Origin of the sequence: Roseomonas rosulenta, assembly GCF_016106005.1 — a bacterium.
GTDB classification, from domain to species: domain Bacteria; phylum Pseudomonadota; class Alphaproteobacteria; order Acetobacterales; family Acetobacteraceae; genus Neoroseomonas; species Neoroseomonas rosulenta.
In genome coordinates this window covers 1-14286 of sequence record NZ_JACADR010000103.1, presented here as the reverse complement: position 1 = coordinate 14286, position 14286 = coordinate 1, and the positions used below count along the sequence as shown (strand labels likewise).

General features: G+C 71.1%; 15 protein-coding genes. 2 read left to right on the top strand and 13 right to left on the bottom strand.

Translation table 11 applies throughout. The features are described from left to right. Positions 1–588: hypothetical protein (locus tag HW578_RS13765; RefSeq protein WP_198371120.1), on the top strand; the 588-nt coding region annotated here is incomplete at its 5' end. Positions 589–687: 99 nt separating this feature from the next. Here HW578_RS13765 and HW578_RS13760 read toward each other — a convergent pair. The 13 genes from HW578_RS13760 to dusB form a co-directional block, all read right to left on the bottom strand. Continuing rightward, positions 688–1377 (bottom strand): PEP-CTERM sorting domain-containing protein, encoded by a 690-nt coding sequence (locus HW578_RS13760; RefSeq protein ID WP_198371119.1) that lies wholly within the window; start codon positions 1375–1377, stop codon positions 688–690. Between the two features lie 172 nt (positions 1378–1549). Then, on the bottom strand, positions 1550–2017 hold the full coding sequence (greB, locus tag HW578_RS13755; RefSeq protein WP_456308279.1) for a transcription elongation factor GreB: 468 nt from the start codon (positions 2015–2017) through the stop codon (positions 1550–1552). A gap of 59 nt (positions 2018–2076) precedes the next feature. Then, the gene (locus HW578_RS13750) at positions 2077–2901 is read right to left on the bottom strand and encodes an inositol monophosphatase family protein (RefSeq protein WP_408906251.1); all 825 of its coding nucleotides are present in this window, start codon (positions 2899–2901) and stop codon (positions 2077–2079) included. Then, the gene (gene hflX / locus HW578_RS13745) at positions 2901–4229 is read right to left on the bottom strand and encodes a GTPase HflX (protein ID WP_369407891.1); all 1329 of its coding nucleotides are present in this window, start codon (positions 4227–4229) and stop codon (positions 2901–2903) included. Before hflX ends, HW578_RS13750 begins: the two co-directional genes overlap by 1 nt. Continuing rightward, a complete protein-coding gene (gene hfq, locus HW578_RS13740) occupies positions 4201–4524 on the bottom strand; it encodes an RNA chaperone Hfq (protein ID WP_198371116.1) in 324 nt (107 codons plus the stop codon). The genes hflX and hfq overlap by 29 nt, the downstream gene beginning before the upstream one ends. Positions 4525–4619: 95 nt before the next feature. Beyond that, positions 4620–5270 carry an HAD family hydrolase gene (locus HW578_RS13735; protein ID WP_198371115.1) on the bottom strand — a complete coding sequence of 217 codons (651 nt, stop codon included), beginning with the start codon at positions 5268–5270 and terminating at the stop codon, positions 4620–4622. Continuing rightward, the gene (locus HW578_RS13730; RefSeq protein ID WP_198371114.1) at positions 5267–5674 is read right to left on the bottom strand and encodes an ester cyclase; all 408 of its coding nucleotides are present in this window, start codon (positions 5672–5674) and stop codon (positions 5267–5269) included. Before HW578_RS13730 ends, HW578_RS13735 begins: the two co-directional genes overlap by 4 nt. Further along, on the bottom strand, positions 5671–6543 hold the full coding sequence (locus tag HW578_RS13725) for a D-amino-acid transaminase (protein WP_198371113.1): 873 nt from the start codon (positions 6541–6543) through the stop codon (positions 5671–5673). Before HW578_RS13725 ends, HW578_RS13730 begins: the two co-directional genes overlap by 4 nt. Positions 6544–6553: 10 nt before the next feature. Beyond that, positions 6554–7972: a nitrogen assimilation response regulator NtrX gene (gene ntrX / locus HW578_RS13720; RefSeq protein WP_198371112.1), complete on the bottom strand. Its 1419-nt coding sequence runs from the start codon at positions 7970–7972 to the stop codon at positions 6554–6556. Further along, entirely contained in the window at positions 7962–10187 is a 2226-nt protein-coding gene (locus tag HW578_RS13715; protein WP_198371121.1) for a sensor histidine kinase NtrY-like, read from the bottom strand. Before HW578_RS13715 ends, ntrX begins: the two co-directional genes overlap by 11 nt. Before the next feature lie 120 nt (positions 10188–10307). Continuing rightward, positions 10308–11750, bottom strand: coding sequence for a nitrogen regulation protein NR(I) (gene ntrC, locus HW578_RS13710; RefSeq protein WP_198371111.1), 1443 nt, complete (start codon positions 11748–11750; stop codon positions 10308–10310). After that, positions 11747–12886: a two-component system sensor histidine kinase NtrB gene (locus HW578_RS13705; protein ID WP_198371110.1), complete on the bottom strand. Its 1140-nt coding sequence runs from the start codon at positions 12884–12886 to the stop codon at positions 11747–11749. Before HW578_RS13705 ends, ntrC begins: the two co-directional genes overlap by 4 nt. After that, positions 12883–13962 (bottom strand): tRNA dihydrouridine synthase DusB, encoded by a 1080-nt coding sequence (gene dusB, locus HW578_RS13700; RefSeq protein WP_198371109.1) that lies wholly within the window; start codon positions 13960–13962, stop codon positions 12883–12885. Before dusB ends, HW578_RS13705 begins: the two co-directional genes overlap by 4 nt. A gap of 120 nt (positions 13963–14082) precedes the next feature. On the opposite strand from dusB, the gene HW578_RS13695 reads away from it, so the two are divergent. Then, the coding region (locus HW578_RS13695; RefSeq protein ID WP_198371108.1) for a 2-C-methyl-D-erythritol 4-phosphate cytidylyltransferase at positions 14083–14286 on the top strand (204 nt) is incomplete at its 3' end.

Sequence of the window (14286 nt, the reverse complement as noted above, 5' to 3'; positions counted from 1 at the left end):
GTGGCCTTCGCCGCCATGGCGGTTGTCTCGGCGGCCGGGGCGGCGGCGGGGCCGGCTGCGCTGCGTGCCCTCGACGCCGGCGGGGCCGAGGCGCCCACCGTGCTGTCCGTCGAACTCGAGGCGCCGCCCGGATGCCTGGCCGAGCCGGATGGCACGCGCCTGCGCTGCGGCAGCATCATCGTGACGGCGCGCGTGGTGGTCTTCCCCGCCCGCGCCAGCTGGGCCGCGGTGGTCGCCGAGCGCCGGCGCCTGGCCGCCGGCAGCGACGTGGACACCACCTTCCGCATCGCCCAGCCCGACGGGGCAGCGGTCTGGCAGGCGCGCCAGACGCGCGGCGAAGGCACGACGGCAGTGGCGACCTGGCTCGATGGCCGCCCGGCCGGCGAAGGGTTGCGAGACCGCGCCACCCACGCCTGGAATGCGGCGAGCGGCCATGGCGGGCTGCCGGTGGTGGCCGGTGTGGCGCTGCGCGCGGAGCCGGGCGCATCACCCGGCGAGCGGGCCGAGCGGGAAGTCCTGGAACGCGTGCTGGCTGCGCAATCCGGCGATCTGGTGGCGCAGGCGATCGTCCTGTCCAGCCGGCGCTGACGCGGCGCGGGGCTGGCCGGATGCGCGAAGGGCGGCCCCGTCGCCGGGACCGCCCCTTGTCGCATCCTGTGCAGCGCCGCGGGGCGCCGCGCGGATCGCTCAGACCTGACGACGGCGGCGCGTCGCGAAGCCCAGGCCCAGCAGGCCCATGCCGAGGATCGCCATGGAGGCGGGCTCGGGCACGGTGAAGGTGCCGCCGGTGATGGTCAGGCGCACCACGAGGTCGTCGTGGTTGTCGTCCGGGCCGGCGCCGAGATCGTCATAGAACAGCCAGGCGTTGGTCCCGCTGCCCGAGGTGATCCCGTTCTTGATCTGGTCGAGGCTCGTGTAGTTGCTGGAATTCGTAAGGGAGACGAAGAAGTTGCCCTTGCCCAGGTTCGGGTCGATGTTGGCGCCATTGGCGACATTGCCGTTCGCGCCGTTCACCGACGTGGTGAAGCCGAAGTTCAGCAGGCCGGCGATGACGTTGTTGATCACGGCGGTCGTACCGATCGGGGCGCCCAGCGTACCGGTCTGGCCGGTCCGCGTGAAGAGCGTCGAACCGTTGAAGGTAAAGCTGTTCGTGTTGCCCGCCTCGACGCCGATCAGCGTCGCGGTGATCTGCACCGGCGCGCCCGCAACCAGGTAGAGGTTGGCGCCGTAGACGCCTTCGATCAAGGTCAGCGGCGCGATGACCTGGTTGTTCTGGGTGGCGCCCATGGGAATGGTCCCGATCGTCATCGCCTGGGCTGCCGGCATCGCGAGCGCGAGGCCCGCGGTTGCGACGCCCGCCAACAGAAGCTTCCTCATGGCATATCTCCCACATCTGTCGCGCCCCATGCGCGTACCGAGGAGCATCATGCAGTTCGCGTGCCACAAAAATTTGTTTGCTAGTTCAATCGCTTAGGATGATGCCGGCAAGCCCTCGGCGGCCCCTGTAAACTTCCTCGACAAGGCTCTGCAACAGCCCAGTGGCCCCGCCTCAACCTCCGGGATAGGTGATCGCGATTATCTCCACCTCATCCACCCCCGCCGGCGTCCGCACCCGCCGCACATCCCCCAACCGCGCCCCCAGGAGCGCGCGGGCCACCGGCGCCACCCAGGCGATGTCACCCCGATCGGCATCGGCCTCGTCCACGCCGACGATCCGGATGGTCACCTCCGCATCGTCCGACATCCGCGCATAGGTCACCGTGGCGCCGAAGAAGACCTGGTCGCGCTTCGCCTGCGCCGCCGGGTCCACCACCTGCACGCGCTCCAGCCGCTTGCGCAGGAAGCGCACCCGGCCGTCGATCTGCCGCAGCCGCCGCTTGCCGTACTGGTAGTCCGCATTCTCCGAGCGGTCGCCGAGGCTCGCCGCCCAGGACACCACCTCCACCACCTTCGGCCGCTCGTCTTCCCAAAGCGCGCGCAGCTCCTCGCGCAGTGCGGCCGCGCCGGCGGGCGTCATGTAGAAGGGCGTGCCGGGGGGCAGGCCGGGCGGGGTGTCCTCGCCCTCCTCGTCGTCGTTCACGGGTCGAGCAGCGCGGCGCGCAGGGCTTCCCAGGACTCGCGGTCGGGCGCGCAGATCAGCCCGCCATCGCGATGGGCCGCGCAGTAGTCGCTGCCATCGAAGCGCGCGGCGTATCCGCCGGCCTCGCGATGCAGCAGCCAGCCCGGCAGGTGGTCCCAGGGCAGCAGGCGATTGTAGAGCTGCGCATGGGCATGCCCGCTGGCGGTCAGCCGGTATTCATGCGCCGCGCAGCGATACCCCACCGTGGCGGCGAGGCGCGGCAGCCGCGACGTGACCCGCGATCGCAGCGGCTCCGGCAGGTAGGTCCAGGACACGGCGGCGACCATCCGATCGACCGGCACCGGGGCGGCGACGTGCAGGTCGGCCATGTGCCGTCCCTCGCCATCCGCGATCCAGGCCCCCTCCCCGCGCAGCGCGATGGCGGTGTCGTCGCCGAGCGGATCATGGATCCAGCCCGCCACCACCTCGCCATGCGAGACCGCCGCCGCCATGCAGCCGAAGAGCGGCACGCCCGCGGCGAAATTCGCCGTGCCATCGACCGGGTCCACCACGAAGGCGAGCTCGGCCTGCGCCAGGCGGTCGAGCACGGCGGGATCGGCCGAGGCGGCCTCCTCCCCCACCACGGCGCAGCCCGGGAACATCCGCGCGAGCCCGGCCTCGATGATGCGCTCGGCTGCCTCATCGGCATCGGTGACCAGGTCGAGCGGGCCGGACTTGGCGCGCACCGCACCCTGCGCCAGGCGGCGGAAGCGCGGCAGGATCTCTGCCCGCGCGGCCGTGCGCAGCAGCAGCGCGACCTCGGCGGCGCGCGCGGCGGTGATCAAGCGCGGCCTTCGAAGCGCGCCCGATCCGCGGCCGAGAGGCGCACCGTCAGGCGGATCGCGTCCTCCCCGTCCTGGCGCGAGAGCACCTCGCCATGCGCGTAGAGCCACGCCAGGCCGGCCCCGTCGGTGGTCGGCACGCTCAGTTCCACGGTCTCGAGCCCGGCCGAGAGGCGCGCATCGATGGCGCGGCGCAATTCGTCGAGCCCCTCGCCGGTCAAAGCCGAGACCGGCACCGCCCCCGGCGCGCGCCGCGCCACGGCGTCGATGCCGCCCAGCAGGTCCGCCTTGTTCAGCACCTCGATGACGCGGCCCTCCCAACCGGGCTCGAGCGACGCGTTGGGCCCCTCGGCCATCTCGGCCATCACGCCCAGCACATCGGCACGCTGCGCCGCGCTGTCCGGATGCGCGATGTCGCGCACATGGAGGATGATGTCGGCCGCGGCCACTTCCTCGAGCGTGGCGCGGAAGGCTTCCACCAGCTGCGTCGGCAGGTCGGAGATGAAGCCGACCGTGTCCGACAGGATGGCGGTGCGCCCCGACGGCAGGCGGATGGCGCGCATGGTGGGGTCCAGCGTCGCGAACAACTGGTCCTGCGCATAGACGCCCGCACCGGTCAGTTCGTTGAACAGCGTGGACTTGCCGGCATTGGTGTAGCCGACCAGAGCCACCATCGGATAGGGCACCCGCGCCCGCGCGCTGCGGTGGAGCCCCCGCGTACGACGCACCTGTTCCAGCTCGCGCTTCAGCTTCACGATGCGCTCGCCGATCAGGCGGCGGTCGATCTCGATCTGCGATTCGCCGGGGCCGCCCAGGAAGCCGAAGCCGCCGCGCTGGCGCTCGAGGTGCGTCCAGGACCGCACGAGGCGCGTCCGCTGGTATTCCAGATGCGCGAGCTCGACCTGCAGCGTGCCTTCGCGCGTCGCGGCGCGCTCGCCGAAGATCTCGAGGATCAGCCCGGTGCGGTCGATGACCTTGCAGCCCCAGGCGCGTTCGAGGTTGCGCTGCTGCACCGGCGTGAGCGAGGCATCGACGACGACGACGCCGACCTGCTGTTCCTTCAGCGCCTCGCCGATCATCGCGACCTGGCCTTCGCCCATCAGGGTCGAGGGACGGCGCTCGCGCAGCGGATGCACGGCGGAATGCACGATCGCGACGCCGATCGAGGCCGCGAGGCCGACCGCCTCGGCGAGCCGCGCCTCCGCCGCACGATGCCCGCCCGAATCGCCGATGGCGACGCGGTTGGTCCGCTCGTAGGGCAGGATGACGGCGGCGCGCGTCGGCGCGCCGCCGCCCTCGTCAGTCGTTCCCGCCAGGGGCCACCTCACGCGCGAGCGTCATGCGCGTCTCGGAGGGCGCAGCCGCGCCGGCGGGCTGCGCACCGGCCTGCGCCGTCGCATCGAACAGCATGATCGGCGCGCCGGGCATCACGGTGCTGATCGCGTGCTTGTAGACCAGCTGGGTGTGACCATCGCGGCGCAGCAGCACCGAGAAATTGTCGAACCAAGTGATGATGCCCTGCAGCTTTACGCCGTTCACCAGGAAGATCGTCACGGGGGTCTTGGATTTGCGAACGTGGTTCAGGAACACGTCCTGCACGTTCTGGGACTTCTCGGCGGCCATTGGACCGGTCCTTCTGTTCTTGCCGGTCACCGACCGGTCTGCGGACCGGCGAAAACCATTTCCGGCCGCCGGCGACGGAGAGTTTCTTCCCCTCGCTACGGCTTGGCAAGGGAAAGCAGGTGCGCTTGCAGCGCATGGCCGTCCGCGAAGACGGCATCGGGCGTCGCCGCCGTCACGCCGCCGTCATGCGACGCGTCGCCGAGTAGCACGGCGCGGCAGCCGGCCGCGCGCGCCGCCTGCATGTCTAGCACGGTGTCCCCGACATACCAGACGCTGCCGGAGGGAGGCACGCCGAGCCGTTCCAGCGCCAGAAGCAGGGGGGCGGCGGCGGGCTTGTCGGCGCTGGCATCGCCCGCGCCCACCAGCGCGCCGAACTGCGCCACCCAGCCCAGATGCGCCGCCTCCGCACGCAGCAGCGCGCCTTGCTTGTTCGACACCACCGCCTGCGGCGCCAGCGCGCCCGCGGCCGCGATGGCCGCCGCCGCACCCGGCATGGGCGAGAGCACCTCGAGATGGCAGGAGCGCACGGTGGCGTAGAAGATGTCGCGCGCGCGCTCCCACTCCGCGCCGAACATCGGGGGGAAGGATTCGGGCAACGATTTCCGCACGCGGCTGAGCACCGTCGCGCGGTCCCATTCCGGCAGGTCGAAGGCGCGGAAGGCGGCGTTCAGCCCGGCCTCGATCGCCGCCCAGCCATCGACCAGCGTGTTGTCCCAGTCCCACAGAATGGCGGCCGGGCGCATCATGCGCGCAGCTGGTTCAGCAGGCCGAGCATGTCGCCCATCACCCACAATTGGCGGATGCGCCCGGCCTCAAGCGTGAAGAAGCCCACGCCCTCCCAGGCAAGGGTGCGCCCGCTCGGCGGCGCCTCCAGGAAGGGGCCGGCATCGTGCACGCCGGAGAAGCGCACCCGCGCCGCCACGCGATCCCCATCAACCAGCAGGTCCAGCACCTCGCAGCGATAGGTCGAGAAGGCGTGGCGCACCGAGCGCACATAGGCGCCGAAGGCCTCGAGCCCGCGCATGGTCTGGCCGAAGGTGCCCTGGAAGGCGACGTCATCGTGCAACAGCACGGGCAGACGCGTGACGTCGCCGGCCTCCCAGAGATCGGCGTAGAAGGCACGGATGACCTCGGCGTTGCCGGCGCTCACGCCGCGTTCTTCATGCCGCCCTTCACGTGGCGGGCGAAGATGTCGAACAGCTGGCGCACCACCGGGCCGACCTTGCCGTCGCCGACCGGCGCGCCGTCGATCTTCAGGATCGGCTTCACGAAGGAGGTGGCGGAGGTGATGAAGGCCTCGCGCGCATGCTTCATCTCGTCGAGCGAGAATTCCCGCAGCTCGACCTGGATGCCGGCCTGCTGCATCTCCGCGATCAGGGCGGCACGGGTGCAGCCGGGCAGGATGGCGTCGTCCAGGTGGCGCACGCGGATCACGCCGTGCTCGTCCACGATCCAGAAGGAGGTGGCGGCCCCTTCCGTCACCATGTTGGTCTCGGGGTTAAACAGCACCGCCTCGATCGCGCCCTGCTCGCGTGCCGCTTGGCGGGCCAGGCAGTTGGGCAGCAGGTTCACGGTCTTGATGTCGCAGCGCGCCCAGCGCAGGTCGGGCGCGGTGATGGCGGAGGCCCCCCAGCGGTCGATGTCGGTCGGATAGGGCGGGATGCGCTTGATGGTCACCACCAGCGCGGGCGGGGTCGGCTGCGCCGGGAAGGCATGGTCGCGCCGCGCCACGCCGCGCGTGACCTGCATGTAGAGCAGGCCCTCGGTCACGCGGTTGCGCCGCGCGACCTCGCGCAGCACCAGGCGGAGCGCGGCGCGCGACATCGGCATGGGCAGGCGGATCTCGCGCAGCGAGCGTTCGAGGCGGTCGAGGTGAAGGTCCTCGTCGATGTAGCGCCCGTCGTACAGATGGACGACCTCGTATATGCCGTCCCCGAACTGGTAGCCGCGATCCTCGATGTTCACCGAGGCCTCGGGCTGCGGCAGGTAGCGTCCGTTCACATAGGCGATGCGCGACATCGGTCGTCCTTCAGGCGTTGCCCACGGTGCCGGCGGGGCTGGCACGGTCCTCCGCCTGCACGCCGAGGAATTTCAGCTTCCGGTGCAGCGCGCTGCGCTCCATGCCGACGAAGTTCGCGGTGCGGGAGATGTTGCCCCCGAAGCGCAGCAGCTGCGCCTCGAGGTATTGGCGTTCGAACAATTCCCGCGCCTCGCGCAGCGGCAGGGTCATGATCTCGCTCGACCGGTCGAGCTTCAGCACCGCAGGCGCAGCGGCACCCACCTGCGGCGGCAGCATGTCCGGGCGGATCGCCTCGCGCGCTTCGCCCGGCGCCATGATCAGCAGCCAGTCGATCAGGTTGCGCAGCTCGCGCACATTGCCCGGCCAGTCATAGGCCTGCATCGCCGCCAGCGCGTCCTCGCTCAGTTCGCGCCGCGGCATGCCTGTGGTCTCGGTGGAGCGGGCCATGAAGTGGCGCGCGAGCAGCGGCACGTCCTCGCGCCTCTCGCGCAGGGCAGGCACGCGCAGCGGCACCACGGCCAGGCGGTAGTACAGATCCTCGCGGAAGCGCCCGGCGGCGATCTCGGCCTGCAGGTCGCGATTGGTGGTGGAGAGCACGCGGACATCCACCTTCACCCGGGTGCCGCCGCCGATGCGCTCGAAGCCCTGTTCCTGGAGCGCGCGCACGATCTTGCCCTGGGTCTCCAGCGGCATGTCGGCGATCTCGTCCAGCAGCAGCGTGCCGCCATGGGCGCGTTCCAGCACGCCGGCGCGGCGCGGCTGGGCGGAAGCATCGGGGCCGGCCTCGATGCCGAACAGCTCCTCCTCGAAGCGGGCCGGGTTCAGCGTGGCGCAGTTCAGCACCAGGAAGGGGCCATCGGCTCTGCGCGATCGCGCATGGATCATGCGCGCGGCCACTTCCTTGCCCGCGCCGGCGGGCCCGGTGATCAGCACGCGGGACCCGGTGGGGGCGACCTTCTCGATCGCGCCGCGCAACTGGCCGAGCGGCGCGGACCCGCCCAGCAGGTCGGTCTCGGGCCCGGCGCGCAGGCGCAACTCGCTGTTCTCGCGGCGCAGTTTCGCCGCTTCCAGCGCGCGCGAGACGATCAGCAGCAGGCGGTCGGACTTGAAGGGCTTCTCGATGAAGTCGTAGGCGCCCTGCTGGATCGCCTGCACCGCGGTCTCGATGGTGCCGTGGCCCGAGATCATGATGACCGGCACCTGCGGTTCCTCGACATGCAGGGCCTCGAGGATGCCGAGGCCATCGAGGCGGGAATTCTGCAGCCAGATGTCGAGGATCACGAGGGATGGTCGGCGCTGCCGGAAGGCGGCGATCGCCGAGTCGGAATTATGCGCCTGGCGGGTCTCGTAGCCCTCGTCGGACAGGATGCCCTCGATCAGCGTCCGGATGTCCGGTTCGTCGTCGACGATCAGGATCTCATGCGCCATGCGCGACCTTCGCTCCCTCGCCGGTCCTGGTCGGGTCGGCCGTGACCTCCGCCGCGGCGCGGACCGGCAGGATCAGTGTCACCCGGGCACCGGGGCCGTCCTCCCGGTCTTCCAGAACAAGCTTCCCGCCATGGTCCTCCATGATCTTCTTCACGATGGCAAGGCCAAGCCCGGTTCCCTTTGCCTTGTGAGTGACATAGGGCTCGGTCAGGCGGTCACGGTCCTCCTCCTTCGGCAGCCCGACTCCGTCATCGGCGACGATGATGGCGACATGCTCCGGGGTCGCATCGACCGTTGCGGTGATCCGCCCCGCGCCCTCGGCGGCGCGCATCGCCACCGCATCGGCGGCGTTCTGCAGCAGGTTGGTCAGCGCCTGGCCGATCAGCCGGCGGTCGCAGGGAACCACCGGGGCGGGATCGGCGAACTGCGTCTCGTAGGCGATGTCCGGGTGCGCGTCGCGCTGGAGCACCAGCGCCTCGCGCAGCAGGCGGTTCGCATCCTCGGGGCGAATCACCGGCTGGGGCATCCGCGCGAAGGCGGAGAATTCATCGACCATGCGCCCGATATCGCCGACCTGCCGCACGATGGTGTCGGTGCATTGGCGGAAGGTGTCGGGATCGTCGGTGATCTGCTTGAGGTAGCGGCGCTTCAGGCGCTCCGCGCTCAGCTGGATCGGCGTAAGCGGGTTCTTGATCTCGTGCGCGATGCGCCGCGCCACATCGGCCCAGGCCGCCTTGCGCTGGGCCGAGAGCAGTTCGGTGATGTCGTCGAAGGTGAGCACGTAGCCTTCCACCCGCCCGCCCTGCATCTCGGCCCCCAGCCGCGCGATGAAGGTGTGCCGGGCGTTCGGCGTGCCCGAGCGGATCTCGGCGGTCTGCGGGCGCTCGGGCTGGGCGCGCGCGGCGTCGATCAGCGGGGCGAATTCCGGTGCGACGCCCGCCAGCGGCAGGCCGATCGCGGCATCGAGATCCACACCCAACAGCGCCGAGGCCGAACGGTTCGGCAGGTTCACCCGCCCCTCGGCATCGAGCCCGATCACGCCGGCGGTGACACCGGAGAGCACCGTCTCGGTGAAGCGCCGCCGTTCGTCGATCTGGCGATAGGCCTCCATGAGCTCGCCGCGCTGCGCGCCGAGCTGGCTGGTCATGCGGTTGAAGGCGCGGCTCAGGCTCGCGACCTCGTCATCCGCCTCCCCCTCCTGCACGCGGGTGGACAGGTCGCCGGCGCGCACGCGCTCCGCCGCCGTGATCAGGCGCGAGATCGGGCGCGCGATCCGGTTCGCGATCAGCAGCCCCAGCAGCACCGCGCCCAGCAGCACCAGCAGCGTCGCGATGGCGAAGATCAGCACGAAGGTGATCTGCAGATCGCCGCGGTTGCGATCCAGCCGGTCGTATTCCTGGAAGGCCAGTTCCGTCGTGCGCATGTGGTCGAGCACGCCGGGATCGACCGGGCGGCTGATCATCAGCAGCAGCCCGGGCGGGATGTTGAGCTGCACCAGCGCGCGCACCCGCCCCTCGCCGCTCTCGCTCGGCAGCACCACCACCTCGCCCGCGCGCGCGGCCTCCAGCGCCCAGGAGGGCGGCACGTCCACCACCGCGCCCGTGGTCAGCCCGGCCGAGGCCACCACCTGACCCAGGGTCGGTTCCACCACCAGCGAGTCGGTCAGCCCGCGGATCGCGGTATGGGTCGCGAGCAGGCGGGCGAAGGCGATCCCGTTATCCGGCAGCAGCACCGTCGCCGCGCGGTTGAGGTCGTTCGCCATCGCCAGGATATCGGCGCGGATCGTGTTGCGGTGTTCCTCGAGATAGGCGCGCGAGGCGACCAGCGAGGCTTCCAGCGTGTCGCGCACACGGTCCGAGAACCAGGACTGGATGCCGAGGTTGAAGAACAGCGCCGCGAAGCCCGCCACCAGGATGGACGGCCCCACCGCCACCACGCCGAACAGCAGCACCAGGCGCACATGCAGCCGCGACCCGGCCGACCCCCGCCGGCGCTCCACCCACATGCGCACCAGCCGCGCCACCAGGGAGGCCGCCAGCAGCAGCAGCACCGCGAGGTTCGCCAGGATGATGCCGACCACCTGCCCTGGCCCGGTCGGCCCGAGCGGCGTGCCGCCCGAGAGCACCGCAAAGGTCGCGATGCCGAGCACCAGCGCGACCAGCGCGAGCGCGATCGTAGCCGTCGCGCCGAGCAGCCCGTCGCCCAGGCGGCGCATCCAGGAGGAAGGCGGCAGCGGGTCGCCCGCGATGCTCGCGGGCGGCTGCGCGGCGCGCGATCCCGGCCGGCCGGCCGCGCGGCGTTGGAACAGGCCCATCATGTCAGGGCCTGTACATGGTCAGGACAGCCCGCGCACCACCGGCAGCTCCAGCTCCCGGATCTTCTTGCGCAGCGTGTTGCGGTTCAAACCCAGCATCGCCGCCGCCTTGATCTGGTTGCCGCGCGTCGCCCCCAGCGCGAGGCGCAGCAGCGGGCGCTCCACCTCGGCCAGCACGCGCTCATACAGGTCACGGACCGGCATGCCGTCCTTGTGGGCCGCCATGAAGGTCGCGAGGTGGCGCTCGACCGCCTGCTCCAGCGTCGCCGGCATGGCCTGCCCGTCCGGTCCGGCGGGCTGCACCGCCTCGGCCAGCTCCGCCGCGACGGCATCGGCGCCGATCACCTCCTGCGGATAGAGGGCCGCAAGCCGGCGCATAAGGTTCTCGAGCTCGCGCGCATTGCCCGGCCAGGCGTGGCCCTTCAGCGCGTCCATCGCCTCGGTGCTGAGCTGCTTCGCGGGCAGGCCGGCGGCACGCGCGCGGTCGAGGAAGTGGCGCGCCAGCAGCGGGATATCCTCCATGCGCTCGCGCAGCGGCGGCAGGCGGATGGGCACCACGTTGAGGCGGTAGAAGAGGTCCTCGCGGAACAGGCCCTGGCGGATGAGTTGGCGCAGGTCGCGATGCGTGGCCGCGACGATGCGCACATTCGCCTTGATCGGCTGCCGCCCGCCCACGGTGGTGAACTCGCCCTCCTGCAGCACGCGCAGCAGGCGGGTCTGCGCCTCGGGCGGCATGTCGCCGATCTCATCGAGGAACAGCGTGCCGCCGGCGGCCTGCTCGAAGCGGCCGATGCCGCGGTTGAGCGCGCCGGTGAAGGCGCCGCGCTCATGGCCGAACAATTCGGCCTCGATCAGCTCGCGCGGGATCGCCGCCATATTGATGGCGACGAAGGGGCCGGTGCGGCGCTTGCCGTAGTCGTGCAGGGCGCGGGCGACCAGCTCCTTGCCGGTGCCGCTCTCGCCCGTGATCATGGTCGTGAGGTCGGTGGTCGTGAGGCGCGCGACGGTGCGGTAGATCTCCTGCATCGCCTGGGACCGGCCGACCAGCGGCAGCTTCTCGCCCTCGCTCTCCTCGCCGCCCGCCACCGCGCTGGGCGGGGCCGCCAGCGCACGCTCGACCACCGCGAGCAATTCCTTCAGGTCGAAGGGCTTGGGCAGGTATTCGAAGGCGCCGCGCTGGGTCGCCTTGATGGCGGTGGCGAAGGTGGATTGCGCGGACATCACCACAACGCGCAACTCCGGGCGCACGCGCCGGATGCGCGGCACCAGGTCGAGCCCGTTCTCGTCGGGCATCACCACGTCGGTGATGACCAGGTCGCCCTCCCCGTCCTCGACCCAGCGCCACAGCGTGGCGGCGGAGGAGGTGGCCCGCACCTGATATCCCGAGCGCCCCAGCGCCTGGGTCAGAACGGTGCGGATGGCGCGATCGTCGTCGGCGATCAGGATGGTGCGGGCGTCGTTCATTGGGCGGTCCCGAGGCTTCCCGGCGGTGGCGTTGGCATCGAAAGCCGGAACACGGTCCTGCCGGGACGACTGTCGCATTCGATGAGCCCCCCCTGGTCCGCGACAAGCTTCGCGACGAGCGCGAGGCCGAGCCCCTGCCCGCCCCGCTTCGTGCTGACGAAGGGTTCAAAAAGCGTGCCGCGCACCTCGTCGGCGATACCCGATCCATTGTCCCGCACGCTGATCTGCAGCGGCAGGTGGACGCGGTCGGAGGATCCGGGCACGGCGATGCGCACGCCGTGGTGATAGGCGGTGGACAGCACGATCTCGCCGCCCAGCGGATCAACAGCCTCCGCCGCATTCTTCACCAGATTGAGCAGGATCTGCACCAGCAGGTCCCGGTTGCCCCAGACCGGCGGCAGGGAGGGGTCGTATTCCTCGAGCAACCGCAGATGCGAGGCGAAGCCCGTGGATGCGATCCGCCGCACATGGTCCAGCACCTGGTGGATGTTCACCGGGCCGAGATCGACCGGCCGGTCGGAGAACATGTCGAAGCGGTCCACCAGGCCGCGGATGCGGTCGGCCTCGTCCTGCACCAGCTGGCACAATTCGCGGTCGCCCTCGCTGGTGGCGGATTGCTCCAGCAATTGCGCCGCGCCGCGGATGCCCGAGAGCGGGTTCTTCACCTCATGGGCGAGCATCGCCGCCATGGCCGAGGCGCCGCGCGCCGCGCCGCGGAAGTTCAGCTGCCGGTCCAGCATCTGCGCCGTGGAGCCGTCCTCCAGCGTCAGCACCACGCCACCCGGCAATTCGGGCAGCGGTGCCGCATGCACGGTCACGCCGCGGCGCGCCAGGCGCGGGCTGTCGAGCGTGAGGTCGTGGTCCGACACCCGCGCGTCGAGGTGGCGGACCTGCGCGATCACCGCGAAGATCCGGCTGTCCTGCGGCAGCAGGTCGGCCAGATTCATGTGCGAGAGCGAGGCGATCGAGGTCTGGAAGAACTGCTCGGCCGCGGCATTGGCGCTGCGGAAGCGGTTCTCGCCGTCCAGCACCACCACCGGCACGGCGATCGCCCCCAGGATGGCCGCAGCATCGGGCATCGGGCGGCCCTGCCAGCCGGAAGGGCGGATGGCGCGGCGCAGCAGGCCACCCTTCATGCCGCGATCCGATCCTCGCTGGCGCCGGGCGCCTCGCCGGCGGCGCGGAAGCCCTCCCGCGCGGCCTCCACGCCGTGTTCGATCAGCGGATCGTAGAAGGCATGGACCAGGTCGAGCACCGCCTCGGGCGTCTCGCAGCGGTTCACCTGCACGCGGAATTCCGCGGAGCCCGGCAGGCCCTTGGAATACCAGGCGACATGCTTGCGCGCGAGCCGCACGCCCGGGTCGCGCCCGTGGTGGTCGAGCATGTCGGCATAGTGGTCGAGCAGGATGCGCTTCTGCTCGGCCAGCGCCGGTTCGGCGGCCGCGCGCCCCGACAGGCGCGCCGCGACGACGGCCGGCAGCCAGGGCCGCCCGTAGCAGCCGCGCCCGATCATCACGCCATCGGCGCCGGATTGCCGCAGCGCCTCCTCGGCATCCTCGGCGGTCAGGATGTCGCCATTGGCGATGACGGGGATGCTGACGGCCGCCTTCACCTGGCGGATGAAGGCCCAGTCGGCGGTGCCGGTGTAGAACATCTGCCGGGTGCGGCCATGCACCGTGACCAGGCGGATGCCGCATTCCTGCGCGATGCGCGCCAGCCGCGGCGCGTTCAGGCTCCCGTGGTCCCAGCCCATGCGCATCTTGAGCGTGACCGGCACCGACACGGCCTTCACGGTGGCTTCCAGGATGCGCGCGGCGGCGATCTCGTCGCGCATCAGCGCCGAGCCGGCGGACTGCCCGACCGCGACCTTCTTCACCGGGCAGCCGAAATTGATGTCGACGATGGCGGCGCCGCGATCGACCACGAGCCGCGCGGCCTCGGCCATGGTCTCGGGTTCGCAGCCGGCCAGCTGCACCGAGGCCGGTCCGCCGAAGCCATCCACCTCCGCCATCTTCAGCGTCTGGCGGTTGGTGCGAACCATGGCCTGGGAGGCGATCATCTCGCTCACCACCATCGGCGCGCCGAGGCCGCGCGCCAGCCGCCGGAAGGGCAGGTCCGTGACACCGGACATGGGCGCCAGGATGACCGGTGTATCGATGCGGATGTCGCCGACCGTGATCGGCGCCAGGCGCGGCTCGGAGGTGTTGCTCATGATTTGTGCAGGATAGGCACCCTGCCGCTTTTCCGCAACGGGAGGCGTGGCGCAACGGTCACGAAATGGGCAGCGCCAGGTGGCGTTTCGCCCGGAGCGGAAGCGCCCTATCAAGGGCGCATGAGCATCGCTGCCCTCCTGATGGCCGCCGGCAGCGGCCAGCGCTTCGGCGCACCAAAACCCAAGCAGTACTTGCCCTTGCTCGGCCGCCCGGTGATCCGCCACGCCGCCGAGGCGCTGCTGCGCGAGGGGCTGGTCGACCGCCTGCTGCCGGTGGTCGCCGCGGGCGAGGAGGCGCGCGTGGCCGCCCTGCTGGACGGGCTG

What these genes read in the sequence shown, in the direction of transcription:
- ntrC (WP_198371111.1), bottom strand. Translation starts at nt 11,750, where the DNA reads ATGAACGACGCCCGCACCATCCTGATCGCCGACGACGATCGCGCCATC.
- HW578_RS13715 (WP_198371121.1), bottom strand. Translation starts at nt 10,187, where the DNA reads ATGCGCCGCCTGGGCGACGGGCTGCTCGGCGCGACGGCTACGATCGCG.
- HW578_RS13735 (WP_198371115.1), bottom strand. Translation starts at nt 5,270, where the DNA reads ATGATGCGCCCGGCCGCCATTCTGTGGGACTGGGACAACACGCTGGTC.
- greB (WP_456308279.1), bottom strand. Translation starts at nt 2,017, where the DNA reads ATGACGCCCGCCGGCGCGGCCGCACTGCGCGAGGAGCTGCGCGCGCTT.
- HW578_RS13725 (WP_198371113.1), bottom strand. Translation starts at nt 6,543, where the DNA reads ATGTCGCGCATCGCCTATGTGAACGGACGCTACCTGCCGCAGCCCGAG.
- hfq (WP_198371116.1), bottom strand. Translation starts at nt 4,524, where the DNA reads ATGGCCGCCGAGAAGTCCCAGAACGTGCAGGACGTGTTCCTGAACCAC.
- dusB (WP_198371109.1), bottom strand. Translation starts at nt 13,962, where the DNA reads ATGAGCAACACCTCCGAGCCGCGCCTGGCGCCGATCACGGTCGGCGAC.
- ntrX (WP_198371112.1), bottom strand. Translation starts at nt 7,972, where the DNA reads ATGGCGCATGAGATCCTGATCGTCGACGACGAACCGGACATCCGGACG.
- HW578_RS13705 (WP_198371110.1), bottom strand. Translation starts at nt 12,886, where the DNA reads ATGAAGGGTGGCCTGCTGCGCCGCGCCATCCGCCCTTCCGGCTGGCAG.
- HW578_RS13760 (WP_198371119.1), bottom strand. Translation starts at nt 1,377, where the DNA reads ATGAGGAAGCTTCTGTTGGCGGGCGTCGCAACCGCGGGCCTCGCGCTC.